At 42.9% G+C, this 25,641-nt stretch carries 21 protein-coding genes; 17 read left to right on the top strand and 4 right to left on the bottom strand.

All coding sequences use genetic code 11. The features are described 5' to 3' along the window. Positions 1–80: 80 nt before the first annotated feature. The 5 genes from xseA to dapA all read left to right on the top strand — a co-directional run bounded on the left by xseA (position 81) and on the right by dapA (position 5,582). The gene (xseA, locus tag G9Q97_RS17790) at positions 81–1,385 is read left to right on the top strand and encodes an exodeoxyribonuclease VII large subunit (RefSeq protein WP_166149276.1); all 1,305 of its coding nucleotides are present in this window, start codon (positions 81–83) and stop codon (positions 1,383–1,385) included. After that, positions 1,382–1,585, top strand: a complete 204-nt coding sequence (gene xseB / locus G9Q97_RS17785; RefSeq protein ID WP_166149274.1) for an exodeoxyribonuclease VII small subunit — start codon at positions 1,382–1,384, stop codon at positions 1,583–1,585. The genes xseA and xseB overlap by 4 nt, the downstream gene beginning before the upstream one ends. A 116-nt stretch (positions 1,586–1,701) precedes the next feature. Next, positions 1,702–4,170, top strand: a complete 2,469-nt coding sequence (gene ligA / locus G9Q97_RS17780) for an NAD-dependent DNA ligase LigA (RefSeq protein ID WP_166149272.1) — start codon at positions 1,702–1,704, stop codon at positions 4,168–4,170. 19 nt (positions 4,171–4,189) lie between these two features. After that, positions 4,190–4,684, top strand: coding sequence for a DUF6913 domain-containing protein (locus tag G9Q97_RS17775; RefSeq protein ID WP_166149270.1), 495 nt, complete (start codon positions 4,190–4,192; stop codon positions 4,682–4,684). 4 nt (positions 4,685–4,688) lie between these two features. Next, positions 4,689–5,582, top strand: coding sequence for a 4-hydroxy-tetrahydrodipicolinate synthase (dapA, locus tag G9Q97_RS17770; RefSeq protein WP_166149268.1), 894 nt, complete (start codon positions 4,689–4,691; stop codon positions 5,580–5,582). 47 nt (positions 5,583–5,629) lie between these two features. Here dapA and G9Q97_RS17765 read toward each other — a convergent pair whose 3' ends face one another. Then, a complete protein-coding gene (locus tag G9Q97_RS17765) occupies positions 5,630–5,803 on the bottom strand; it encodes a histone H1 (protein ID WP_187357737.1) in 174 nt (57 codons plus the stop codon). Between the two features lie 96 nt (positions 5,804–5,899). Beyond that, on the bottom strand, positions 5,900–7,150 hold the full coding sequence (locus G9Q97_RS17760) for an aminotransferase class I/II-fold pyridoxal phosphate-dependent enzyme (protein WP_166149266.1): 1,251 nt from the start codon (positions 7,148–7,150) through the stop codon (positions 5,900–5,902). 165 nt (positions 7,151–7,315) lie between these two features. On the opposite strand from G9Q97_RS17760, the gene G9Q97_RS17755 reads away from it, so the two are divergent. Both G9Q97_RS17755 and G9Q97_RS17750 read left to right on the top strand, forming a co-directional pair. Continuing rightward, positions 7,316–8,806, top strand: a complete 1,491-nt coding sequence (locus G9Q97_RS17755) for an acetyl-CoA carboxylase biotin carboxylase subunit (RefSeq protein ID WP_317168778.1) — start codon at positions 7,316–7,318, stop codon at positions 8,804–8,806. Continuing rightward, the gene (locus tag G9Q97_RS17750) at positions 8,766–9,404 is read left to right on the top strand and encodes a Maf family nucleotide pyrophosphatase (RefSeq protein WP_166149264.1); all 639 of its coding nucleotides are present in this window, start codon (positions 8,766–8,768) and stop codon (positions 9,402–9,404) included. Before G9Q97_RS17755 ends, G9Q97_RS17750 begins: the two co-directional genes overlap by 41 nt. 10 nt (positions 9,405–9,414) lie before the next feature. Here the strand turns inward: G9Q97_RS17750 and G9Q97_RS17745 are convergent, their stop codons facing one another. Then, positions 9,415–9,975, bottom strand: a complete 561-nt coding sequence (locus G9Q97_RS17745) for a DUF4136 domain-containing protein (protein WP_166149262.1) — start codon at positions 9,973–9,975, stop codon at positions 9,415–9,417. Between the two features lie 137 nt (positions 9,976–10,112). Here G9Q97_RS17745 and pxpA point away from each other — a divergent pair, with 137 nt between their 5' ends. The 10 genes from pxpA (at position 10,113) to G9Q97_RS17695 (ending at position 24,142) form a co-directional block, all read left to right on the top strand. Beyond that, positions 10,113–10,850 (top strand): 5-oxoprolinase subunit PxpA, encoded by a 738-nt coding sequence (pxpA, locus tag G9Q97_RS17740; protein WP_166149260.1) that lies wholly within the window; start codon positions 10,113–10,115, stop codon positions 10,848–10,850. Beyond that, positions 10,847–11,563, top strand: a complete 717-nt coding sequence (locus G9Q97_RS17735; protein WP_166149258.1) for a 5-oxoprolinase subunit B family protein — start codon at positions 10,847–10,849, stop codon at positions 11,561–11,563. The genes pxpA and G9Q97_RS17735 overlap by 4 nt, the downstream gene beginning before the upstream one ends. Then, a complete protein-coding gene (locus tag G9Q97_RS17730) occupies positions 11,556–12,410 on the top strand; it encodes a 5-oxoprolinase subunit C family protein (protein WP_166149256.1) in 855 nt (284 codons plus the stop codon). The genes G9Q97_RS17735 and G9Q97_RS17730 overlap by 8 nt, the downstream gene beginning before the upstream one ends. Before the next feature lie 314 nt (positions 12,411–12,724). After that, complete coding sequence (locus G9Q97_RS17725; protein ID WP_166149254.1) at positions 12,725–13,891, top strand: FAD-dependent oxidoreductase; 1,167 nt, start codon at positions 12,725–12,727, stop codon at positions 13,889–13,891. A gap of 288 nt (positions 13,892–14,179) precedes the next feature. Continuing rightward, a complete protein-coding gene (locus tag G9Q97_RS17720; protein ID WP_166149252.1) occupies positions 14,180–16,669 on the top strand; it encodes a zinc-dependent metalloprotease in 2,490 nt (829 codons plus the stop codon). A gap of 1,357 nt (positions 16,670–18,026) precedes the next feature. Next, positions 18,027–19,667 carry an acetolactate synthase large subunit gene (locus tag G9Q97_RS17715; protein WP_166149250.1) on the top strand — a complete coding sequence of 547 codons (1,641 nt, stop codon included), beginning with the start codon at positions 18,027–18,029 and terminating at the stop codon, positions 19,665–19,667. Next, complete coding sequence (locus G9Q97_RS17710; RefSeq protein ID WP_166149248.1) at positions 19,664–21,067, top strand: aldehyde dehydrogenase family protein; 1,404 nt, start codon at positions 19,664–19,666, stop codon at positions 21,065–21,067. The genes G9Q97_RS17715 and G9Q97_RS17710 overlap by 4 nt, the downstream gene beginning before the upstream one ends. A 953-nt stretch (positions 21,068–22,020) precedes the next feature. Then, positions 22,021–22,302 (top strand): hypothetical protein, encoded by a 282-nt coding sequence (locus tag G9Q97_RS17705; RefSeq protein WP_166149246.1) that lies wholly within the window; start codon positions 22,021–22,023, stop codon positions 22,300–22,302. A gap of 103 nt (positions 22,303–22,405) precedes the next feature. Next, positions 22,406–22,846, top strand: coding sequence for an IS200/IS605 family transposase (gene tnpA, locus G9Q97_RS17700; protein WP_166149244.1), 441 nt, complete (start codon positions 22,406–22,408; stop codon positions 22,844–22,846). A 996-nt stretch (positions 22,847–23,842) separates the two neighbouring features. Then, positions 23,843–24,142, top strand: a complete 300-nt coding sequence (locus G9Q97_RS17695; RefSeq protein ID WP_166149242.1) for a cupin domain-containing protein — start codon at positions 23,843–23,845, stop codon at positions 24,140–24,142. 54 nt (positions 24,143–24,196) lie between these two features. Here G9Q97_RS17695 and G9Q97_RS17690 read toward each other — a convergent pair whose 3' ends face one another. Continuing rightward, a complete protein-coding gene (locus G9Q97_RS17690; RefSeq protein WP_166149241.1) occupies positions 24,197–25,198 on the bottom strand; it encodes an NADP-dependent oxidoreductase in 1,002 nt (333 codons plus the stop codon). Positions 25,199–25,641 lie beyond the last annotated feature (443 nt).

Below are 25,641 nucleotides of genomic sequence, written 5' to 3'. Positions count from 1 at the left end.
CTACCTGGCATCATGTAAAATACCTGTCTTAGGTCTGCCTTTTTGATTTCCAATCCTTATTTTTTTTGTTTATTTGTGGCATGCAGCAAGCCATTACATTATTTTCCCTGAATACCATCATTAAGGAATGCCTGGACAAACAGCTCTCTCCTACTTATTGGGTCATTGCGGAAATTGGCGAACTGAGAGAAGCTGTCAGGGGGCATGCCTATTTGGACCTGGTGGAAAAAACAGATGGCGAGATTCGGGCAAAAATGAGAGGGAATATATGGGCCTACACCTATCAAGCCATAAAAAACAAGTTTCAGGGCACTACGGGCCAGCCATTAAAAAGTGGCATGAATATCCTTGCACTGGTCAATGTTCAGTTTCACGAACTTTACGGCATCAGTCTGGTTATCAAAGATATTGATCCCAATTTCACCCTTGGAGAAAGAGCAAGAAAGAGACAGGAGGTAATTGACCGGTTAAAATCAGAAAGTTTAATTGATCTGAACAGACAATTTGTCTTGCCGGCAGTAAGCCAGAAAATTGCCATTATCAGTTCGGTTACAGCTGCTGGTTATGGAGATTTTATCAATCAATTGGACCAAAACCATCATGGTTATAAGGTTCATTATCAGTTATATCAGGCTGCTATGCAGGGCAAGTCAGCAGCCGCAGAAATCACTGCTGCCATCCAACAAATTGAAACGGCAAGTCCTGCCTTCGATCTATTGGTATTGATCCGCGGCGGAGGTGCACAGACGGATTTTGACTGCTTTGACGAATATGAATTGGCCAAAGCCATCGCCAATGCAGCCCTGCCTGTAGTAACCGGCATCGGACATGAAAGGGATGAGTCTATAGCTGATCTGGTAGCACATACCCAGCTTAAAACCCCGACGGCCGTTGCCAGCTTTATTTTATCCGGATTCCGGGAATTTGAAGAAAACCTTCAACACAAACTGATCAGCATCGAAAGATTTGTCCAAAGTAGGATAAAACAGGAGTCAGAAGGCATAATGGACAAAACACATCTCTTGAAGAATCTATTTCAAAGTAAAGTGAATGAGAAAACCCTTTTTTTAGACCGCCTGTCCCAACAATCCATGCGTGCGGCATTGCATAAAGTTGAAAAAGACAAAATTAAGGTTGACAATAATCAAAAATACCTGCATAAAGCAACCCAGTCCTGCACCATCAAAGCCCACGATAAATTGAACCAGCTGGAAAAAAACCTGAACAGGTTGAATCCGGATTATCTGTTATCAAGAGGGTACACCAAAACTGAAAAGGATGGCATGCCCATTCAGTTTCTGAGCCTTCAGGAAGGGGATGAATTGGTAACCTTTAGCCAAAAAAGGAAAATCACATCTATTATCAAAAAATTAGAGCAAAAATGAATAAAAAGAAGGATGAGCCAGGCTACGATGAAGCCCTGAAGAGATTGGAAATGATTGTAGCTAAACTGGAAGAAGAAGATCAGGGGATGGATGAACTGACGCAATTGGTAAAAGAAGCCAGTCAGCTGGTAAAAGTATGTAAGAAGAAATTAAAGATGACAGAAGAGGAAATCAAACAGGCATTTTTGGATGAGGACTAAATGATTGTTATACCATCGAAATAAAAACTTGAAAACATTGATCTAATTTCAAAATGCCATCAGGTTATTTTGGGCAAAAACTGTACATTTGAAAGTAGATAGTTATATCTTTTTTAATGAATAAACCAAGCAGGGAAGAAGCAGAAAAACGGATGGTTGATTTGACGCAAACCATCAATTACCACAATCACCTGTATTACCAGGAAGATCGGTCTATTGTCAGTGATTATGAATTCGATCAACTTTTAGCGGAGTTGATCAAGCTGGAAAATCAATATCCGGAACTTAAAAAAACAGATAGTCCCACGCAGCGGGTTGGAGGAAGCATCACCAAAAATTTTGAAACGGCAACACACGCTGTACGTATGCTTTCACTCGGAAACACCTACTCCAAAGAAGAATTGATGGCCTTTGATGAGCGGGTTGCAAAGGGTTTGGGACACAGGGACTATGAGTACTTTTGCGAATTAAAATTTGATGGAGTGGCGATTAGCCTGGTGTATGATCAGGGGCAGCTTATCCGGGCGGTCACCAGAGGTGATGGGTATAAAGGAGATGTGGTGACAGCAAATGTAAAAACGATTCGCACGGTTCCATTAAGCATAAAGGATCAAAAAAGCCTTCCACCTTATTTAGAAGTAAGGGGTGAAATATTTTTACCTAAAAAAGGTTTTGAAAAAATCAACCAGGAACGAAAGCGCAGGGGAGAAAATTTGCTGGCCAATCCAAGAAATGCCGCATCCGGCACTTTGAAAATGCAAGACTCCTCCGTGGTGGCAAAAAGAAGACTAAATTGTTACGTATACCAGTTGATAGCGGATGATTTGTCCATGTCCAAACAGCATGAGGCCATAGAAAAACTACAACATTGGGGCTTCAACGTTTCTCCTACTTTCCGAAACTGCCAAAGCCTGGATGAAGTTATGGCCTATATCGATGAATGGCGGGACAAAAGACATGATTTGCCTGTAGAAACTGATGGAGTGGTGCTCAAGGTAAATGATTACCACCAGCAGGAGGAACTTGGCTTTACGGCCAAAATCCCAAAGTGGGCCATTGCCTACAAGTACCAGGCAGAAAGCGCTGCCGCAACTTTACTTTCCATTACTTATCAGGTTGGCAGAACCGGCGCCATCACCCCAGTGGCCAATTTATCACCTGTCTCTTTAGCAGGGACCACCGTCAAAAGGGCTTCCCTGCACAATGCCAATGAAATTGAAAGACTTGGCCTGCATGAAGGCGACACGGTGCTGGTGGAAAAAGGAGGAGAAATTATTCCAAAAATTACGCAGGTCGTTACCGAAAGCAGGGCAAAAAACAGTAAACCCATCATTTACATTGATGCTTGCCCTGAATGTGGTACACCTCTGGAAAGAAAAGAAGGAGAAGCCAAACATTTTTGCCCTAATGAATCCGGTTGCCCTCCACAAGTCTTAGGAAGGATCGAACATTTTGTTTCCAAAAGGGCCATGGATATCGATTCGCTGGGCACCGAAAGATTGCGCGCACTTGTGGAGCAGGGATATGTAAAAGACCCCTCTGATCTCTATGATTTACCCGGTAAAAAAGATGATTTGCTGGGGCTGGAAATCTCAGATGACCAGTATACCAAGAACAGTGACGGACATTTGTACGTGAGCCTTAAAAAAACCTTGTATGCCCTGACCCATCAGGTCACCTTAAAGGAAATAGAAGAATTTCTACAGTTTCACGAAACGAGCAGTCAGGAAGAAAAAATCAGTTTATTTTTAGATAGCCATCAAAACAAGGGAAGAAAATCCCAAGAAAGCGAACAACGCCTCAAAAACCTGCTTGAATTGATCCACAACCAGAGCTTGGATAATATAGATGATTTTGTACCCCTTGCTTTTGTACTATTCGTTTTGATGCCTTCGTCCGATATCAGCGTGGAAGAAATGTTGAAAATATCCAAAAATAAAAGCAGCCTCCATGACCTGATCATCCATGGCAAACTGAATGTACCAGAGCATGCCGAAGAAGCAATCAATAAGCTGAAAGGAAGCACTTTTCAGGAAGGTGTGATTAAAAACATGATGGAAGGCATCAGACTTTCTCTTTCCCAGCCATTTCCAAAAGTGCTGTTTGCCCTGGGGATAAGAAATATTGGTGAAAATACAGCTATCTTGTTGGCCAGGCATTTTAGGCATATAGATGAACTTGAAAATGCAACGGATGATGCCCTATTGCAAATCAATGGTGTAGGAGAAACCTTGGTGCACAGCATCAGGACATTTTTCTCGAATAAAAGAAATCAGCACATCATCAGGCATTTGAAAGAAAAAGGACTTCGGTTTGAGTTAATCGAAGAAGAAAGAAAAAATGAAAGCCAACGGCTAGCCGGTAAAAAAATACTTGCCTCCGGAAAATTGAACCATTTTAAAAGAGATGAAATCATAGATTTTATTGAAGCCCACGGTGGGTCATACAGCAAATCGGTTTCCAAAAATCTGGATTTCATCATTGAAGGCGAAGAGATGGGACCAAGCAAGAAAGAAAAGGCAGTAAAATTAGGGATTCCTTTGATAAGCGAAGAAGAATTCCTTAAAATGTGTTCAACCAAATAGATTAATAAATAGACAAACAATGAAATGGGTAAGGGAATATTTTGTTAAAAATGCTTTGGAAAAACCAAAGAAAAAGAAGACCCAAAAGTCCATCTTACTTCACATAGAAAATATCAAAACCATTGGAATTCTAGCCAACAACAAAGAAGAAATAGAAAAAATAACAGCAATAATTCACGAACACCTGAACAAAGATATAAAGGTCTTGGGAAATTATTATGATGAAAATTCTGTAGATGAACAGGCATTTTCCTATAAAGATTTTACTTTATTTGGTAAACCAGGAGAAAAACTAAATCAATTACTTTCCCTTAAACCAGATTTGATTATTTTTACTTCTGAGAAACTGAATTACTTCACCCTCTATCTGCTACAGTTACAGTCTGCGTCTTATAGCATGGGGTTTTTCAGTGATGAGTTAAAGCCCTATTTGGACCTGATGTTAAACAAGGAAGAAAAAGATATCCAGTCAGGTACGGCATTATTGATAAAATATTTAAAGCAGATCAATTAATACAATGGAAAAATTCAAAGGTACCGGTGTAGCATTGGTAACGCCTTTTTATGAAGACGGAACTATTGATTTTCCGGCTTTGGAAAAAGTAATTGAACATGTAATTCACGGCAATGTGGATTACCTGGTAGTTCAAGGTACCACCGGAGAATCTGCCACCCTATCCGAAACCGAGAAAATGCAGGTACTGGCATTCACCAAAAAGGTAAATCGATCACGACTACCAATTGTTTACGGACTCGGTGGAAACAATACCCAAAATGTCCTGAATGAGATGGAAAAAATCGATTTCTCGGACATAGATGCCATCTTGTCGGTAAGTCCCTACTACAATAAACCCAGTCAGCCTGGAATCATTGCTCATTACAGCAAAATCGCAGATCACTGTCCCGTTCCGGTAATCCTTTATAATGTTCCCGGAAGAACCGCTTCAAACCTGACTTACCAAACCAGTCTGAAACTGGCCCAACATCCGAATATTGTTGGCGTAAAAGAGGCCAGCGGAAACCTGGAACAATGTATGCGCATAGCCAAGGATAAGCCAGATGACTTTTTGTTGATTTCAGGAGATGATATGATCACCACCTTAATGCGCAGTATTGGAGCAGAAGGAGTAATTTCGGTCATTGCCAATGCCTATCCTGAAATAATGGGTTCCATTATTCATGGCAATGCTACCTACTCTAAAAAAGGAACATTCAGCTTATTGGAAATTAACCCGCTGATGTATGAGGAAAGTAATCCTGTAGGTGTGAAATGTTTGATGAAGCATTTGGGCATTTGTGAGGATCATGTGAGGTTGCCCTTGCTAAAAGCATCTCCTGATTTAAGCCAGAGAATAAAAACGGCAGCGGAAAAAGTCAATACCAAACAATTTTACTCTCCACACCTGGAGTGAAAAAAAAGAGGGCTGTTTAAATACAGCCCTCTTTTTTTATTTAAATCTTAAGTATTCTTGATGTCTTGAACTTCTTTTCGGATATCCTGTGCCAAATTTTTCAAATCTTGCATTCCTTTCCTTACCCGGGTGCCAGCTGCTTGATTCTTCTTGTCGTAGAATTTTTCAAAATCAGCTTCCAGCGACATAATAAGATCTTTGATTTCACTAAATCTGTTCATAATTAAAAGTTAATTAAGGTTGATGATAAGATTAATTTTTGATTCAATATAGTTAAAATGTTTATAAATCTACAGTTATAGTAGCTTTTTCTCCATTTATTCGCCAAATGAAGTGGCCAGTGCTGTGGTTTTATAAAATCCACTGCTCAATTTACCTTTAATTGCCTCAAATGCAGCAATGGTTTCTTCCACATCTGCCAGTGAATGCACTGCTGTAGGAATCAATCGCAATATGATCATTCCTTTTGGAATTACAGGATAAATAACAACCGAACAGAAAATATTATAATTTTCTCTAAGGTCTTTACTCAATGTTGCCGCCTCTCCTACCGTTCCGTTCAATACTACAGGGGTCACCGGTGAATTGGTCTTTCCAATACTGAAACCTTTTTCCTTTAATCCATTTTGCAATGCATTGACAATCTTCCAAAGATTTTCCCTGAATTCAGGTCTGTTTTTTAGCATCTCCAGGCGCTTCAAGCCACCTTCCACCATTATCAACGGCAAAGCTTTGGCAAATATTTGAGAACGCATGTTATATTTTAAGTAATGCACTATTTTTGCATCACCTGCAATAAATGCGCCAATACTGGCCATGGATTTGGCAAAAGTAGAAAAATATAGATCTACCTGATCCTGTACACCCTGCTCTTCACCGCTGCCTGCACCGGTTTTTCCCATGGTGCCAAAACCATGTGCATCGTCTACCAATAGCCTGAATTGAAATTTTTCCTTAAAGGCAACAATATCCTTCAAGTTACCCATATCTCCGGTCATTCCAAATACACCTTCGGTAATTACCAGAATTCCACCTCCTGTGACCCGGGTAAGTTTTTCCGCTCTAACAAGTTGTTTTCCAAAGCTTTCCATGTCATTGTGGGGAAAGACAAAGCGCTTTCCCATATGCATTCTCAGTGCATCAATGATACAGGCATGACATTCTCCATCATAGACGATCACATCCTTTCGGTCGATCAGAGAATCTATCACACTCATGATCCCCTGATAACCATAGTTGAGCAGGTAGGCTTTTTCTTTACCAACAAATTCCGCCAGTTCATGCTCCAGTTTTTCATGGAGGTCGGTATTCCCGGACATCATCCTTGCTCCCATGGGATAAGCCGCGCCCCATTTTTTGGCAGCTTCTTCATCCGCTTTTCTCACTTCCGGGTGGTTTCCCAACCCCAAATAATTATTAAGGCTCCAGGTAAGTACTTCTTTTCCCATAAACTTCATTCGGGGAGCTATTTCACCCTCAAGCTTAGGAAACATAAAATAACCTTCCGATAATTCGGAATGCTTTCCCAAAGGACCCAGATTTGTGTTCAGTTTTTCAAATATATCCAACTTGTAACGACTTTACTGTATAACAAATATCTTTAGATCGATGATTTAAACCCTCAAAAGTAATGTTTTTAAGCGGCTTCCCCAAAATTACAGGGACTTTTGGTAAATCCTTTCTTTTATAGTGCATATTTGTTTAATTCGTGATGCACCATGAAAACCTGACCTGTGAAAATTAAAAAACTTTTGGTAGCCAATCGGGGTGAAATTAGTCTCCGTATCATGAGAACAGCCAAAGAAATGGGAATCAAAACCCTGGCCATTTTCAGCGAAGCGGATGTTTTCGCTCCTCATGTCAGGTTTGCAGACCAGGCCGTCTGTATTGGTCCTCCCCCGGCATCCCAATCCTACCTGAACCAGGATGCCATCCTCCAGGCTGCAAAAAAGTTTGATGTGGACGCCATTCATCCGGGATATGGTTTTCTATCGGAAAATGCTGCCTTTGCCCAAAGGGTAAGCGAAGCAGGTTTGTTGTTTATTGGCCCCACACCGCAGGCCATTGCCACCATGGGCGACAAACTGGCAGCAAAAAAAGCGGTAGCAGCATTTGATATCCCTCTGGTTCCCGGAACCACTGCTTCAGTTACTGACCTGGATGAAGCGGATAGAGCTGCCCGCAAAATAGGATTTCCTTTGATGATCAAAGCAAGTGCCGGAGGAGGAGGAAAGGGCATGCGCATTGTTCACCATCCGGCGGATTTAGGGGAAGAATTATCACGGGCCATGGGAGAAGCCAAAAGTGCATTTGGAGATGCTGCCGTTTTTTTGGAAAAATTTATCCAATCACCCAAACATGTAGAAATTCAAATACTGGCTGACCAGCAAGGGCATACCCTCCATTTATTCGACCGGGAATGTTCCGTGCAACGTCGCCATCAAAAAGTAATAGAGGAGGCGCCATCCCCTTCCATTAGCCCGGCGACCAGAAAGGCCATGGGTGATGCGGCCATATTGGTGGCCAAAGCTTGTAACTATACCGGAGCCGGAACGGTAGAATTCATCTTAGATAGGGATCAGAATTTTTATTTTCTGGAAATGAACACAAGGCTTCAGGTAGAGCATCCGGTAACGGAATGCATAACCGGTATTGATTTGGTAAAAGCCCAGATCAACATTGCTGAAGGAAAAGCACTGCCATGGTCACAAAATGACCTGAAAATCAGAGGAAACGCCATGGAAATAAGGGTATACGCCGAAGACCCTAAAAATCAATTCTTACCTGATACCGGATCATTGCAGGTCTTCAAAAAACCAGAAGGACCCGGAATAAGGGTAGATATCGGATACGAAGAAGGTATGGAAATACCCATTTTTTATGATCCGCTGATTGGGAAATTAATAGTGTATGCGGAGGACAGGAGCAGCACCATTGACAAAATGAAAAGAGCTATCGGTGAATTTAAAATACATGGGGTCAAAAATACGCTCGGCTTTTGCAGTTGGGTAATGCAGCAAGAGGCTTTTGTAAACGGTACCTTTACCACACATTTCATAGACCAGTATTTTAAACCTGACATGCTGGAGGAAGAGCCGGGTATGGAAGAAAAAGAAGCCCTCGCCTTTTTCGTTTCAGACATTCTGAGCATTCCTTCTGCATCAGGAATAAAGCAAATAGAAAATGGCAGTCCTTCCAAATGGAAAAAAAGAAAAAACAACTAACGAAACCAAATTGGAAATCCCTGACAAAAACATCATACTGGCCTCCAAATCCCCAAGAAGGCAACAACTGCTCAGGGATTTAGGTCTTCAATTCACCACCAAATCTCTGGATACGGATGAATCCTTCCCAAATGACCTGGACCCGGGCAGGGTTGCTGAATATCTGGCTGAAAAAAAGGCCAAAGCTTTTTTGCCTTACTTATACGATGAAGATCTGTTAATCACTGCTGACACCACAGTCCTGGTTGGGTCAGCTATTTTGAATAAACCTGGGAATGAAACGGAAGCCATAGAGATGCTGGAGTTGATTCAAGGAAAAAGTCATAAGGTGATCACCGGGGTCTGTATCATGGACCTGGAACATCAATTACTTTTTTCTGATTGCACAGAGGTAAGTTTCTCCCCTTTGGATACTATCGAAATCAAGCATTACATCAAGGCCTTTAAACCTTTCGACAAAGCAGGCGGCTACGGTATTCAGGAATGGATAGGGCTGATTGGCATCAACAGCATCCATGGTTCCTATTATACCGTTATGGGATTGCCTGTGCATAAACTTTATGCCTACTTAAAATCGAATTATGATTTGAAGTATTGACCGGAAAAAATCAGGAGGCGATTTTTTTCGAAAATGTCTTCAGAATCTTCTCAACGGAGGTTTTCAGGTTTCTGCTTTTTTGCTGGGGTTTGTTGATTTCACCTACGGCACTGATCCGCATGACTACCTTATCCTGTTTGGTGTCGATAAAATCAACGACCAATTCGCCCATGTCATAATTTTCCACCCTGAAACTACCCATATTTGATCCCCAGGGCATCATCCAGGGATTGTACCAACCCATACCCATATAAGGATTCATCATGGGAGTAGAATTCACCTCTTTCTGCCTGTCGGTAAGGTTGGTATTGTACCTGACAATCAAGTCCGGCATTTCCATATCCTGTTCAAAACCAAAACCCTTCATACCTTCAGTGAGACTGTTTTGCAGGTTGTCCTCCAAAACAGGCGATTCAAATGCATCTTTATCATAATATTGATTGATGACATAGAATGTTTTGTAATCGGCTACCTCTGTTACCTCGTTTTTTTCCAAAAAGACCCTCACAGGGCTACAGGAAGCCAACATAATCATAGACGATATTACTAATATACGCTGTGTATATTTCATATTTTACTCCTTAATTTTTACCTTCAAGACGTAATTGAAATAAGGAATGTTGTAAGATTTTTGACAAAAATTGTTAAACTCGTGACCTGAGGGCAGCTGTATCAGTTTCCATTTTTTGTCAATAAGCTCCTTTTAGAATGAAAAAAGAAATTGATATTAACTGTGACCTGGGGGAAGGTATGCCATTTGATCAAAAAATCATGCCCTATTTGGGAAGCTGTAACATCGCCTGCGGAGGCCATGCCGGAGATGATGCCAGTATGAAGCGTACCATAGGTCTGGCAAAAAAACACCAGGTAAAAATCGGGGCCCACCCCTCCTATCCGGATAAGGATAATTTTGGGAGAATTTCCCTAGACCTTGGTATTGAAATTTTAAAAGAAAGCCTTAAGTCACAAATCGAAAAGATAAAAAGTATGGCCATACAGACAAAGGTTGATCTCCACCATATCAAATTCCATGGAGCCCTCTACCTGGACAGTTTGATTAATCAGGAATTAGCCCTTGAACTGGCCTTTTTTATCAAACATCATTATCCAAATCAAACCCTTTATGCCCCCTTCGGGTCCTGTATGGCCAATGCAGCCACCCGAACAAGTATTCCGCTATGCCATGAGGTTTTTGCAGATCGCAGGTATGCTTCTGGCACACAATTGCTACCCAGAAAAGATCCCAGGGCAATTTTGACGGATATAAAGGACATTGATGAACAGGTTTCCTTATTGCTGGAGAAAAGTAGCGTAGAAACAACTAACGGAGGTCTTTGTAAAGTTAAGGCCGATACGATTTGTATCCATGGTGATCATCCCAGGGCAGTGGAAATCGCGAAGCTGGTCGCTACAAAACTTGCAGAAACCCCAAACCCTCCTTCATGAATTATCCTGTAAAAATTTTTGCCCTAAGCCCTAATATTGTTGAAGTTCACTGGCCCGAGAGGATAGAGGAAGAAATACTTTTGGATATCCTTGATTTTAAAGCGCGCATATCCCGGAAATGGAAAGACAAAATACGTTCCATCCACCATGGTTACCAGGTCCTTGGCATCCAACTGAATGAGGATGTTGATGCCAAATCCTTCGTTCCAATCTTACGGGAATTGAAGCGATCTTCCAAAAAAAAACCGGAATTGCTGCCAGTAGAATGGAAATTTCCGGTTTGCTATGACAGGGACCTGGTGCCTGAGCTGGAGGAATATTTAAAAAAATCAGGCTTGAAACGATCCGCTTTTATCGAAAAACATACTGCTCCTTCCTATCTGCTATACTTTTATGGCTTCTTGCCAGGTTTTATGTATTTAGGTGGGCTTGATAAGGACTTGCATGTACCAAGAAAGGCCATCCCAGAGAGAAAAATTGTCAAAGGATCTGTTGCCATTGGGGGAAGCCAAACTGGGGTCTACCCCATGGATAGTCCGGGAGGATGGTATGTGGTGGGCCGCTGCCCGGTAGGATTTTTCCAAAATGGAAAGTTACAACTTCCCTTCTCGCCGGGCGACAGGCTCCGGTTTGAAGCCATCCCCAGGGAAGCATATGAAGAAATAGTTGCTCTGAATGATTTTAACTGGGAAAAAACAACTTATCATGGCTAGCATCAGGTTGAAGAAAGCAGGTGTCATGAGCACCATACAGGACAGCGGCAGGAGCGGATTTGCTGCTTTAGGTGTGCCTCAATCCGGCCCGATGGACCTTGATTCCTTTATGCTGGCCAATCGGCTGATGAGAAGGCCATCGGGTGCTGCCTGTCTGGAACTATATATGGGAGGGGTGGAAATGATTTTTGATACAGCTACTCAAGTGGTTTTTACCGGAGCTGTCGGAAAAATAACCTACCAGGGCACCTCTTTTTCAGGCAACCAAATTATCCACGTCCATAAAGGCGAAGTTTTGACCATTGCACCACCTGCTAAAGGGCAATGGGCCTATATGGCCATCAACGGAAATTTTGCTGCTGATCAGGTACTGGGAAGCCGTTCCTTTTACCCTGGTATTACCCAAAAGGCAAAATTCGCCAACAATGATCGTATTGTTTTTTATCCAAAAAGCGAAGACATACCCAATGACCACGCCAAAATAAAACCGCTAATATTTACTGAATACCAATGCCTTGAAGCCTATCCCGGGCCCTCCTTTGCACAGTTAAATGAGCAGCAAAGGCGGCAACTTGGTCAAAACACCTTTACCCTATCTCAGGCCCAAAGCAGAATGGGCATACAGCTGGAAGAAAAAATGATTCATGAGCTGAAAGAATTGATTTCGGCTCCGGTATATCCGGGAACGGTTCAATTGACTCCTTCAGGAAAATTGATTGTTTTGATGAAAGATGCACAAGTAACGGGCGGATACCCCAGAATCCTGCAATTATCCTGGAATTCCCTATCGAAATTGGCGCAATTAAGACCTTCCGGGAAAATTCACTTTAAAATATTGTCCTACTGAAGGAGCATAACCCGGAGTATTATTTAACCTGGACTTTTCGATCAGCCATACCCATCAGGACCTGGAAAACAAGGGTGTCCAATACAAGGATCTTGATTTTTAGATTGATCAGTAATCAAAATATCGATTATTTTTTCATCCTATAATGCTATTTTTTCATTTATTGAATATTTTATAACATATTTTTTTCACCTTTATTTTGAATTTAAATGAATTATTTGATAATATTGGTTATTATTTAAACCACACAAACAACTATACTTTCCAGTGAACCCAATCTGACCCAAGCTTATTATCACTTTAACCACATTGAAATGATTCATCCAAGAAGGGACTTTATCAAGAAAGTTAGTTTAGCAGCACTGGGCGCCGGATGCATTGGTAATCCTGCATTTTCAGGTATTGTTGAGAAGGATGCTGGATTTTATATTGGAAAGCGGGTAAGGTTGCCAAAAGTAAAGGTATCCTCCTCCAGGGTAATCAAGGAAAGCGTCGGCTTGAGGCCATTCAGGCGATCCGGGCCCAGAATAGAGTCCCAGGAACTGGGTAACAAGGTTTTGATCCACAATTATGGTCATGGCGGCAGCGGTTGGTCACTATCCTGGGGCTCAGCCATGCTGGCTTGCGAAATGGTGCCCTCAGAGCCAGGATTAAGCAAGGTAGGTGTGATGGGTTGTGGTGTATTGGGTCTTTCTACAGCACGAACACTACAACAAAAAGGCTATGAAGTAACGATTTATACCAAAGACCTGTACCCCAATATTACCTCTGCCATGGCTACAGGAACCTGGTCTCCTTCCCACAAACTTATTGAGCCTGGCATGATAACGGAAGCTTTTCAGGAAAAATTTAAAAAAGCCTATTACCATTCCTACCATACTTACCAGCGCCTGCTTGGATTGAACCAGGTAGTGGATTGGATGGACAATTACAGCATACGGACAGATGACAGGTCGGAAAGGCCCAATCCCGGGGAAGCCTCTATCAAAGACCTTCTGATAACGAAGGAAATGGATTTTTACCCAAAAGGGGAAAGCTTGTCCCGTAGGGAAAACCCTTTCAAAATCAAAAACGTATCCAAAAGCCCCACGAATATTTTCAACATCCCCTCCTATCTGAAGATGCTGAAAGATGATTTTTTACTCGCAGGAGGTAAAATAGATATCAAGGAATTTAACAGGCCGGAAGATGTGGATGCCCTACCTGAGAAATGTATTGTGAATTGCACCGGATTGGGTGCAAAAAAAATATTCGGAGATGATGATTTGGTACCCGTATCCGGACAATTGTGTTTTTTGATACCCCAGCCGGAGCTGACTTACAGGGCAAACATGTCCGGTGTTTATTTTATTCCCAGAAGAGACGGAATCATGCTGGGTGGCAATCATATTGAAGGCAATTGGGATACCACTCCTGATCCGGCAGTAAAGGATAAATTTCTCACAACCGTGGAAGACATGATGGAAGAACTAAAAGGATAAAAAAAGAGGAAACCCCGGGTTAGGGCCCGAGGGTCTCCTCAGATTGAACTTAGCCACTAACAACTAATTCATTTCAAATCTATGAAAAATTTATTAAAAAGAAATATTTTTAAAGCAGGAAGATTGAAGTTAAAGGGTATAGCCGACAGCATTACACATTTTTTTCAGCTTTTTTCCAATAAAGGGATTTCCGTAGTCTTGAAAAGTAATTTCAGGACTTTCTATCTGCAGAATAGATAGTTGATGCATTCCTCCTTATTTTTGGAAAAAAACCAACCCTATTAGCTCATGTATTTGCTTAAACTTAAACTATTTGGTGTATTACTCCTTATCTTCATTTGTAAAATTGAGGCAATAGGTCAATCCGGGGAAACAAAAACTCCGGATATCAATTCCCTAACCCAGGGCATGGAAAAAATGCCGGGATTAATTGACCTGTACTGGGACGATTCAAAAGGGAAAATCTGGATGGCCATTCCTGAATCCGCTTCGGAAATGCTGTATTACCCTTCTCTGTCTGCTGGGCTGGGCTCCAATGATATCGGTTTGGACAGGGGTAGGATATCCGGAGCAAGGATAGTAAGTTTTATTCCTGTTGGTGAAAAATTACTCCTTCAGGCCAATAATTACAACTACAGGGCCTCAGCAAACAACCCCCTGGAACAAGCGGCGGTGGAAGAGTCCTTTGCTAAATCCATTATTTGGGGTTTCAAAATTGCCGGCCGTGGAAACAAGCAAATTCTTGTGGATGGAACTGATTTTTTCCTTCAGGACGCCATAGGCGTAGTAGAAACCATCAAAAGAAATGGACAGGGCAATTTCAAGGTTGATTTATCCAGATCAGCCCTTTTTAAACCCAGAACAAAAAGCTTCCCCAAAAACACGGAAATAGAAGCTACCATCACCTTCACCGGAGAGCAGGCAGGGAATTATATCCGGCAAATTTTACCCGACCCAAACGCCATCAGCCTGAGACTGCACCATTCTTTTGTGGCCCTGCCAGACGATAAATTTGAAATCAGAAAATTCGATCCCAGAGCAGGAGTCAATGCGGTCAGCTATTATGATTATTCTACCCCAATCAATGAACCCATAGCAAAGCAGATCATGCGCAGGCACCGGCTGGTAAAAAAGAATCCCGGAGCAGCTTTGAGTGAAGTAGAAAATCCAATCATCTATTATATCGACCCCGGAACTCCCGAACCCATAAAAACGGCACTTATGGAAGGCACCCTTTGGTGGGCCGAGGCCTTTGAAAAAGCAGGCTTTAAGGATGCCTTTCAGGTTAAATTGCTACCTGAAGATGCCGACCCCATGGATGTGCGCTATCACCTGGTGCAGTGGGTACACCGATCTACACGCGGATGGTCTTATGGAGGTGGGGTAACAGATCCCCGCACCGGAGAAATCATCAAGGGAAAGGTAACTTTAGGCTCGCTGCGGGTAAGGCAGGATTACCTGATTGCCCAGGCCCTGGCGGGAGACTTCGATTCCTCAAACCGGGATGATCAAGCCATCATGAATCTGGCACTTGCCAGGATGAGACAATTGGCTGCTCATGAAGTGGGGCATACACTTGGACTACCACATAATTATATCGCAAGTGCAAAGGGAAGAACTTCTGTCATGGATTATCCCCATCCTACCATCAGGATAAAAGATGGTGCGATAGACCTGTCTGGTGCCTATAGGGAAGGAATTGGTGAATGGGATATTGCGGCCATCAAAATGGCTTATTCAGCCCTGCCGGATGGAATGGAGGAGCAAGCTGCGCTCAACCAGTGGATAGCTGAATATAAGAAAAATGGGCTGGACTTTTTGTCTGACCAGGATGCCAGGCCAGCAGGTTCAGCACATCCCGAAACCCATTTATGGGACAACGGATCGGACCCGGTAGCCGAATTAAAGCAAACACTGGCTATCAGAAAACTGGTACTGAACGATTTTGGTCTCCATAAAATACCCGATGGGACCCCCCTTGCCAAACTGGAAGAATTGCTGGTTCCTGTCTACATGTACCACCGGTATCAGGTAGAGGCCGCCTCCAAGGTGCTGGGAGGAGTGAATTATGAATATGCGGTAAAAGGAGATAATAGCGTCCTTCACCAAACCATTGCCAGAGAGGAGCAGGAAAATGCTTTGTCCCAGATTTTAGAAATCCTGCAAGCTGAAAACCTGGCTTTACCGGAACAGATCCTGAACCACCTGCCTCCCAGACCATTTGGTTACAACCCAAATCCAAGAGAAACTTTCCACAGAACCACAGGACTGGTATTTGACCCTTTAAGCCCGGCGGAGATCGCGGCCCACCACTGCCTTTCCCTCATCTTTCATCCCGAAAGAGCTTCCCGGTTGATTAACCAAAAAGCCATGGATCCCCGGCAAATCGGGCTGGATGAAATGATCGACCAGGTATTGGCGGCTACCTGGAAGGCTCCGGCCGAATCCGGATATGCCGCTGAAATCAAGAGATCAGTAGAAAAATTGGTCCTGCAGCATTTGATGCAGTTGGGAAGCAACTCAGGCACATCGGCTCAGGTAAGGGCTGTTGCTTTGACGAAAGCCTCGGCATTAAACGATTGGATGAAATCACAAAATACCGCTGACTTTTCTCAAAAAGCGCACTACATGTATTGCATGGATCAAATCAACCAATTCAAAGAAAATCCAGATAAGGAGATGTTGATCCTGAAACCCTTGCCCGCCCCTGACGGAGCTCCCATAGGTCAGATGGAAGAAAATTGGTTATCCCCTATTTGTGAAACAGAACATTACTAACCATTAACTAGGGTTAATTTTTTAATCTTTAATAAGTTGGAAAGGAAAAGAGGAGGTAGGTTACCTCCTCCTTTTTTTTGTATGGATGCTAAAATTATTGGTATCATCAGGCAATTACCCATTTAATCGGAATGTAAGGGGGAATGGAACAGCAGGACTCCTCGGTGGTTAGGGGAGTTCAGTTTACTTTCTTCGTTTTCCTTATGTCCCCACCCCAGTTCAGATTGCCCTTTTTTTTAAGCTGAGCCTGCCGAAGTCCGGATACTCCCAATGACCCTACCGATGACCTATTTGTTAAATACCTGTAAATCACATATTAAAAACAAACATCGTCATCTCAATTTCTGCGTTTTTTGAAATGTTAGGTCTATCGACGACGTGTTTGTTAAAACACTAAAAATCCACATATTAAAAAACCACATCGTCATCCCGATTTCTCCGGTAAAAAAAATGTTAGGTCTACCGATGATGTAAATATAACTGTTGTTTAGAAAGTAGAACTTCTTAATAAATTTGATAAACACGAAGAATGATATTTAATAGCGAAAGGAGGGTTGGCCTGACAAAAAACCGGGGGCGCGGGAGGTATGTGGGGAGAAGGATTTTTTTGTCTTGATTTCCTGCCCTCCGGGAGGCGGGTTTGGTACTTTTTCATCAAGGAAAAAGTACAATAGAAACAAGTTAAAATACTAAAAATAACCTTTAACTCCCAATTATCCATTTAACAATGAGAGATATATTTTCCCATATAACTAATTTTAAATCCTGATACAATGAACATCCCAAAATTACTACATATCCCAAAAACGCCTTCGTCATCCGGGTTTCTGTGGTTAAAAAAATGTTAGGTCTCACAATGACGGTAGGTGTCGTCACTTCGAGAATTAACATTTTAAAAAATGCAGAAATCGGGATGACTGTATTTATTTTTAACTATTTAAAATTCAACACGTTAAAAAAAATAAAATAAATCATCGGTAGGGTGCAAACCTGGATTCGATCGAATAGACCATTGCACCCGTGGCAATCTGAGGGGGTACGTAGACAACCTTTCGATACTGTTATTGTTCGATAAACTTACGCCTACCAGCCGGTTCAGATCACTGAGCTACCTATAAATATCATATAAAAAGCCTGAAAATTAACACGTTGAAAAATCTACAACTTCATCCTAATTAGGACACTTTCTGTATGCCAAACCTCATAATGACGGTTTTCTCCCAAAATTCCAACGAACCCAGGTTAAGATTAATTTACAGGTATTCAGGCCTTGTGGCGAAAAAATTCGGTATTTAAATTCATAAAAGGTAGATTAGTATCAAATTTGTAAAGAATAAAACCGCAACAATTTTTATCTATGAAAGCATCAGATTTATTTGTCAAAGCCCTGGAAAAAGAAGGGGTGGAATATATTTTCGGCGTGCCCGGGGAGGAAAATTTGGATTTATTGGAATCACTGAGTAATTCAAGCATCAAATTGATCCTTACCAGGCATGAGCAAGGCGCCGGCTTTATGGCGGCCACCTACGGCAGGCTCACCGGCAAGCCCGGCGTTTGCCTGGCCACCCTGGGTCCCGGTGCCACCAACCTGGTCACACCGGCAGCCTATGCCCAGCTGGGCGCCATGCCCATGCTGATGATCACCGGTCAAAAGCCCATAAAAAAAAGCAAGCAGGCCCGCTTCCAGATCATCGATGTAGTGGACATGATGCAGCCCATCACCAAATTCACCAAACAGCTTGTCAATGGCAATGTGATCGCCTCCCAAATCCGCGAAGCATTCCGACTGGCTACAGAGGAAAGGCCTGGTGCTGTGCACCTGGAGTTACCCGAAGACATTGCGCAGGAAGAAACAGAAGATACGGTTTTTGATGTGGTGGGTCATATTATCCCCAATCCCGATGAAAAAGCCATTGAAGCAGCGGTAAAAATGATAGAGGCAGCCAAAATGCCCCTGCTGCTGATCGGAGCCGGTGCCAACCGGAAAGTCACCTGCCAGGCCCTGGCGGAATTCGTAGACGAAACCGGCATCTATTTCTTCACCACCCAAATGGGCAAAGGGGTAATCGATGAACGCCATCCCCAGTACCTGGGTACGGCAGCCCTTTCCAGCAATGATTTCCTTCATGCAGCCCTGGATGCTGCTGACCTGATCATCAATGTGGGACACGATGTAATCGAGAAACCACCCTTTTTTATGAAACATGGTGGCAAAAAAGTCATCCATATCAACTTTTCGCCGGCAGAGGTAGATCCGGTCTATTTCCCGCAACTTAATTTGGTCGGGGACATTACCCACTCGGTGAAAAAGCTGACCGAACAGGTCTCCCAGGCGCAAAATTGGGATTTTTCCTACTATAAAAAAGTGAAGGGAGAAGTGGCCGGTCACCTTTCCAAATATTTTCAGGACGAGCGCTTCCCCATGCTCCCCCAGCGCCTGGTCAACCTGCTCCGTAAAAACTTGGGGGAACAAGATGTCATCACCCTGGACAATGGGGTGTATAAAATCTGGTTTGCCCGCAATTATACCTGCTACCAGCCAAATACCCTGTTGCTTGACAATGCATTGGCTTCCATGGGGGCCGGGCTGCCTTCGGCCATGGCAGTAAACCTGCTGTACCCCCATAAAAAAGTAGTCGCCGTAGTCGGAGACGGGGGTTTTATGATGAATTCCCAGGAATTGGAAACCGCTGTAAGACTGGGATTGAATCTGGTGGTCATCATCCTTAATGACCATGGCTACGGCATGATCAAATGGAAACAGGAAGATATGGGATTTAAAAATTACGGTCTGGACTTTAACAATCCAGATTTTATCCAGTACGCCAACAGCTATGGAGCTCACGGATACCGGCCGGAAAGTGATGCCAGTTTCCAGGAAATCCTGGACAAAAGCCTGAATAGCCCCGGCGTTCATGTCATTGACCTGCCCGTGGATTATTCCCTCAACCACCCTATATTAAATGTAATGTTAAAAGAAAAAACAGCCAAACTATGAGTGACGATAAAAAATTGAAAATAACATCTCCCTATGACCAAAGCCTGATCAGTGAGTTGCCCTTAATGGATGAAGCTGAGGTGGAAAAAACCATTCAAAAGGCGCATGCCTTATTCCAGGACCAATCCGGCTGGATTCCGCCCTACAAAAGAATTGCCATCCTGGAAAAAGCCCGTCAGCTTATGGAAGGCAAGGTAGAAGAATTGACCAAAACCGCAGCCCGCGAAGGCGGCAAACCCTACAAAGATTCCAAAGTAGAAGTCATGCGGGCCATAAACGGAGTGAAAATTGCCACTGAAGAGATTTCTCACCTGAAAGGAGAACAAGTTCCTATGGGGCTTACCGCAGCCTCTGTAAACCGCATCGCCTTTACCATCCGGGAGCCCATAGGCGTAGTGACCTCTATTTCCGCCTTCAACCATCCGCTGAACCTTATCGTCCATCAGACCGTCACGGCCTTCGCTGCAGGATGTCCGGTGATCATCAAACCTGCCAGCACCACGCCCCTGTCCTGCCAGGCACTGGTGGATATTTTAAAAGAGGCCGGCGTCCCCGAAGGTTGGGTGCAAATGGTGCTTTGTACCAATGAGCAGACCGAAAAACTAGCCACCGATCCGCGAGTCAATTTTCTGTCCTTTATCGGCTCGGGAAAAATCGGCTGGTACCTGAAATCCAAACTGGCCCCTGGCACCCGCTGTGCACTGGAGCATGGGGGCGCCGCTCCGGTGATCGTAGAACACGATGCAGATCTGGAAGACATGTTGCCCCTGCTGGTAAAAGGCGGCTTTTACCATGCCGGACAGGTTTGCGTATCGGTGCAGAAAGTATTTGTGCATGAAAAAATTGCCAGAAAGCTGGCGCAGGACATGGCTACTGCGGCCAAAAAACTAAAGGTCGGTGATCCCCTGGATGAGGCTACCGAAGTAGGCCCCCTGATCCGCACCGGAGAAGTGGACCGGGTAGAAGAATGGGTGAAGGAAGCCGTGGACGGCGGTGCTGAACTGCTTTGCGGTGGCAAGCGCATCGGCGACACCTGTTTTGAACCAACGGTATTGCTCAATCCTCCCCATGATGTCCGCGTATCCAAAGAAGAAATCTTTGGCCCTGTGGTCTGTGTTTATTCCTATGCCGATAGGGAAAAGGCCATCGAGCTGGCCAATAGCCTGGAATACCATTTCCAGGCCGCCGTTTTCACCAAGGATATCGATCTGGCCCTGGATACCGTACAAAAGCTGAACGCCACGGCCGTCATGGTCAACGACCATACCGCCTTCCGGGTAGACTGGATGCCCTTTGGGGGCAGGGATGCCTCAGGAGAAGGCCTGGGTGGCATCCCCCACTCCATGCATGACATGACCAGGGAAAAGCTGATGGTTTTCAGGAGCAAAATGTTACCATAAATAGGGTTCAAATTAGATTTAAAAGGCTTTTCATCGGAGGATGGAAGGCCTTTTTTGTGGTAATAGGCGGTTGAGAGGTTATGGATAAATGATTTGGTTAAAGCCATTGATTCTTGAATACCTTAATTGCCTACAGCTAAAGCAGTGGGCAATTGAGAAAAAAATCCTAGTCCCAAATAATTTTTCCTCAATAGGAATGCGGCTTTAGCCCATTCCTTAAAATCGAGTCCCCTGGATCCCGGCTTTAGCCAAAATGGATAGAATAGCGAAATTTAGATTTGATAGGTTATGGATAAAGGGTTTGGCTAAAGCCAATTTTCCTTAAATACCAGGTTGCCCACAGCTAAAGCAGTAGGCAATTGATTACAAGACTCTCGGTTCCAAATGGCTACTCCTCAATAGGAAATAGCCCATTCCTTAGAGAAAAATCACAAACCCCAGGCTTTAGCCGAAATGAATGAAATAGCAAAAAAGGAATTAGATAGGTTATGGATAAAGATTTTGGCTAAAGCCATTTATGCTGGCATATCCTGGTTGCCTACAGCTATTAGGCAATTGAGGAAAAAGATCTTGGTTCCTAATGATTAGCCTTCAATAGGAAATAGCCCATTCCTTGGAATAGAATTACCCCAGGCTTTAGCCAAAATAGATGAAAAAGCGAAATGTGGATTCGATAGGTTTATGGATAAAGGTTTTGGCTAAAGCCAATTCTCCTTAAATACCAGGTTGCCCACAGCTAAACCAGTAGGCAATTGATTAAAAGACTCTCGGTTCCAAATGGCTACTCCTCAATAGGAAATAGCCCATTCCTTAAAATCGAGTCCCCTTGATCCCGGCTTTAGCCAAAATGGATAGAATAGCGAAATTTGGATTTGAAAGGCTTTGGATAAAAGGTTTGGCTAAAGCCAATTCTCCTTAAATACCAGGTTGCCCACAGCTAAAGCAGTGGGCAATTGAGGAAAAAAATCCTGGTTCCAAATGATTATTCTTCAATAGGAAATAGCCCATTCCTTGGAATAGAATTACCCCAGGCGTTAGCCGAAATGAATGAAATAGAAAAAAAGGAATTAGATAGGTTATGGATAAAAGGTTTGGCTAAAGCCGATGAGACTATAAAATCCAAAATGCCTACTGCTATTAGGCAATTGATTAAAAGACTCTCGGTTCCAAATGGATACTCTTCAATAGGAAATAGCCCATTCCTTGGAATTGAACTCCGTGAACCCTGGCTTTAGCCAAAATTAATGAAATGAAAGGCTTTTGATTTTTTAATTAGATTGAGTTAGCAAATTTTCCGAATGATTTGTTAAATTAGTATGACCATCATCTGTTTTTAATATGCCATTCGTAAAGGTTTATATCCATTTTATTTGGAGCACCAAAAATCGGATACCATTCCTTGACTCAAAAAATTTGAGAAGTAAAGTTTGGTCACATATCAGGGAAAACGCAGTAAAGAAGGGGATTTTTATTGATCACATCAACGGATATGCAGACCATTGTCATTGCCTGGTATCAATGGGTATTGACCAAAACATTCAAAAATTGATGCAATTGATCAAAGGTGAGTCTTCTTTTTGGATCAATAAACACAAACTTACGCGAGCGAAATTTGAATGGCAAGATGAATATTTTGCAATTTCTGTTTCTGAATCCAGGATGGATATGGTCAGAACATATATTAGAAATCAGGAAGAGCACCATCTAAAAAAAACATTCCAGCAGGAATATGAGGAATTTACTGAGAAATATGGATTTGAGCAGTTTAAAGATAAATGATGTGTTCAAGGGGCCTGGCTTATCATTACTGCCTGTTTGGGTAGATTTGGCTTAAGCCAATGAGGTTAACATATCCTTGTTGCCAACAGCTATTAGGCAATTGAGGTAAAAAATCCTGGTTCCAAATGATTATTCTTCAATAGGAAATAGCCCATTCCTTGAATTTGAGCCCCCTGAACCCTGGCTTTAGCCGAAATAGATGAAAAAGCGAAATGTGGATTCGATAGGTTTATGGATAAAGGTTTTGGCTAAAGCCAATTCTCCTTAAATACCAGGTTGCCCACAGCTAAAGCAGTAGGCAATTGATTAAAAGACTCTCGGTTCCAAATGGCTACTCCTCAATAGGAAATAGCCCATTCCTTAAAATCGAGTCCCCTGGATCCCGGCTTTAGCCAAAATGGATAGAATAGCGAAATTTAGATTTGATAGGTTATGGATAAAAGGTTTGGCTAAAGCCAGTTCTCCTTAAATACCAGGTTGCCCACAGCTAAAGCAGTGGGCAATTGATTATAAGAATCCTGATTCCAAATGATTATTTCTCAATAGGAAATAGCCCATTCCTTGAAATTGAGCCCCCTGTACCCTGGCTTTAGCCGAAATGGATAGAATAGCGAAATATGGATTCGATAGGTTGATGGATAAAAGGTTTGGCTAAAGCCAATTTTCCTTAAATACCAGGTTGCCCACAGCTAAAGCAGTAGGCAATTGATGAAAAATCCTGGTTTCAAAAAATTAACCCTCAATAGGAATGTGGCTTTAGCCCATTCCCTGGAATTGCGCCTTGTGAACCCAGGCTTTAGCCAAAATGGAGGAATGGCAAATATTCAGGGCATGTGATCGAAAATGAGAGACCCCCATTTTTCCGGCCAGATAGCATATACTTTAAAAATGGAGACATCCCGCCGTTTTTTCTTAACTTGGTATTACGAATTGAAAACGCCTGGCATTATTCAAAAAGAACAGCATATTAAAAACACACCTAAAAAACATAGCCCAATGACCATTAAAGAAATAAAAGAAGAACTAAAAACCGCCAATCATCCCATTGCAAAATCACTCCATCACGGTACCGGATTCAAGGTGCTGGTCATGGGGTTCCTTAAAGGGATGGTTTTAAAAGAACACAAAGCCCATACTGTATCAAAATTGACCGTTTTGGAAGGGGCGGTAATTTACAAAGAAGAAGACAGGGTTTTGAAACTGAAGCAATATGAGGAAGTAGACATTCCCCTTGAAATTACCCATTCGGTGGAGGCAATGGAAGACAGCTTGTGTATTTTATCACAAGGGGAATAACCGCATTAATATTGCTCATTTAAATATCCCCGTATCAGGCAGGAAAAGCTACAGCTATTCTCCTACCTTGACAACCATCTTCCCTTTATTTTTCCCCTCAAACAAATCCAGAAAGGCTTGGGGAATATTGTCAAACCCTTCTACAATGGTTTCACTGGATTGTAGCTTTCCGTCTTTTAGCCAGGCAGCCAATTGCCGGGTTGCTGATGGGAATTTGGAAGCAAAATCGCCGATGATAAATCCCCGCATGGTGGCACTTTTGGTGAGGAGTATGGGCTGCAACCGGGGGCCCATTGGCACCTCTGTTTTATTATAGAGTGAGATGGCACCGCAAACGGGCAATCGGGCAAACTTATTGATATTTGTCAATACCGCATCTGATATCTCCCCGCCTACGTTATCAAAGTAAACATCAACCCCATCAGGACAGGTGCTTTTGATCGCCTCTTTCATATCCGGGGTTGTTTTGTAATTGATAGCATGATCAAAATGAAAAGTCGAGGTAAGTAACTTTACTTTTTCATCATTGCCGGTAATGCCCACCACCTTGCAACCCAGCAATTTCCCGATCTGTCCGACTACGGTTCCTACGGCTCCGGCAGCACCGGAAACCACCAGGGTCTCCCCTTCTTTTGGCTTTCCGATTTCCGTCAATCCCAAATAGGCGGTAAGCCCGGTCATTCCCAAAATACCCAAATAACTGGATAGTTTTGCCAGCGTAGGGTCTACCTTATTCAGCCCTTTGCCTGTGGAGGTCTGGAACTCCTTCCAGGCCAACATACCGGAGACAAAATCTCCCTTTTTGAAATCCGGAAGGTGGGAGTCCAGCACTTCGGCTATTATTCCAGACTGAATTGGTTTGTTTAATTCGAAGGGTGGAATATAGGATTTCGCATCATTCATCCTGCCCCGAAGATAAGGGTCAACGGATACATAGACGGTTTTCAGCAAAAGCTCCCCTTCCTCTGCGGTAGGAACTTCCTCATCAACCGTTTTAAAATTTTCAAGGGTTGGCTTTCCTTGCGGGCGATTGTGCAAAAGTATGGTCTTATTCATATTTTTCCAGTTTCTCTATTCCAAGGCAAAAATGATACCGCAAGCAGGAAAAGTCCTGGAAATAATTGTCCCCCGATTTTCATCTTGAATTTTGCATCAGGTAAAACCAAATGAAAAAGAGGCCAGGCGCCCCCTCCTTTTCATGTGTGAAATTTGGATTTGAATGGTTATGGATAAAGGGTTTGGCTAAAGCCAATTTTCCATAAATACCAGGTTGCCCACAGCTAAAGCAGTGGGCAATTGAGGAAAAAATTCCTTGTTCCAAATGATTATTCCTCAATAGGAAATAGCCCATTCCCTGGAATGGAATTTCCTACCCCGGCTTTAGCCGAAATGGATAAAATTGTAAAATATGGGTTTGAAAGGTTATGGATAAAGGGTTTGGCTAAAGCCAATTTTCCATAAATACCAGGTTGCCCACAGCTAAAGCAGTGGGCAATTGA

Origin of the sequence: Cyclobacterium plantarum, from assembly GCF_011290685.1 — a bacterium.
In the GTDB taxonomy this organism is placed as follows: Bacteria; Bacteroidota; Bacteroidia; order Cytophagales; family Cyclobacteriaceae; genus Cyclobacterium; species Cyclobacterium plantarum.
This window is presented reverse-complemented; position numbering and strand designations above follow the sequence as displayed.

Excerpts from the sequence above, each read along its gene's own strand:
- G9Q97_RS17690 (WP_166149241.1), bottom strand. The coding sequence starts at position 25,198 with ATGAATAAGACCATACTTTTGCACAATCGCCCGCAAGGAAAGCCAACC.
- dapA (WP_166149268.1), top strand. The coding sequence starts at position 4,689 with ATGGAAAAATTCAAAGGTACCGGTGTAGCATTGGTAACGCCTTTTTAT.
- G9Q97_RS17765 (WP_187357737.1), bottom strand. The coding sequence starts at position 5,803 with ATGAACAGATTTAGTGAAATCAAAGATCTTATTATGTCGCTGGAAGCT.
- G9Q97_RS17745 (WP_166149262.1), bottom strand. The coding sequence starts at position 9,975 with ATGAAATATACACAGCGTATATTAGTAATATCGTCTATGATTATGTTG.
- G9Q97_RS17710 (WP_166149248.1), top strand. The coding sequence starts at position 19,664 with ATGAGTGACGATAAAAAATTGAAAATAACATCTCCCTATGACCAAAGC.
- G9Q97_RS17775 (WP_166149270.1), top strand. The coding sequence starts at position 4,190 with ATGAAATGGGTAAGGGAATATTTTGTTAAAAATGCTTTGGAAAAACCA.
- G9Q97_RS17720 (WP_166149252.1), top strand. The coding sequence starts at position 14,180 with ATGTATTTGCTTAAACTTAAACTATTTGGTGTATTACTCCTTATCTTC.
- xseB (WP_166149274.1), top strand. The coding sequence starts at position 1,382 with ATGAATAAAAAGAAGGATGAGCCAGGCTACGATGAAGCCCTGAAGAGA.
- G9Q97_RS17725 (WP_166149254.1), top strand. The coding sequence starts at position 12,725 with ATGATTCATCCAAGAAGGGACTTTATCAAGAAAGTTAGTTTAGCAGCA.
- tnpA (WP_166149244.1), top strand. The coding sequence starts at position 22,406 with ATGCCATTCGTAAAGGTTTATATCCATTTTATTTGGAGCACCAAAAAT.
- G9Q97_RS17730 (WP_166149256.1), top strand. The coding sequence starts at position 11,556 with ATGGCTAGCATCAGGTTGAAGAAAGCAGGTGTCATGAGCACCATACAG.
- pxpA (WP_166149260.1), top strand. The coding sequence starts at position 10,113 with ATGAAAAAAGAAATTGATATTAACTGTGACCTGGGGGAAGGTATGCCA.
- G9Q97_RS17715 (WP_166149250.1), top strand. The coding sequence starts at position 18,027 with ATGAAAGCATCAGATTTATTTGTCAAAGCCCTGGAAAAAGAAGGGGTG.
- G9Q97_RS17735 (WP_166149258.1), top strand. The coding sequence starts at position 10,847 with ATGAATTATCCTGTAAAAATTTTTGCCCTAAGCCCTAATATTGTTGAA.
- xseA (WP_166149276.1), top strand. The coding sequence starts at position 81 with ATGCAGCAAGCCATTACATTATTTTCCCTGAATACCATCATTAAGGAA.
- G9Q97_RS17695 (WP_166149242.1), top strand. The coding sequence starts at position 23,843 with ATGACCATTAAAGAAATAAAAGAAGAACTAAAAACCGCCAATCATCCC.
- G9Q97_RS17750 (WP_166149264.1), top strand. The coding sequence starts at position 8,766 with ATGGCAGTCCTTCCAAATGGAAAAAAAGAAAAAACAACTAACGAAACC.
- ligA (WP_166149272.1), top strand. The coding sequence starts at position 1,702 with ATGAATAAACCAAGCAGGGAAGAAGCAGAAAAACGGATGGTTGATTTG.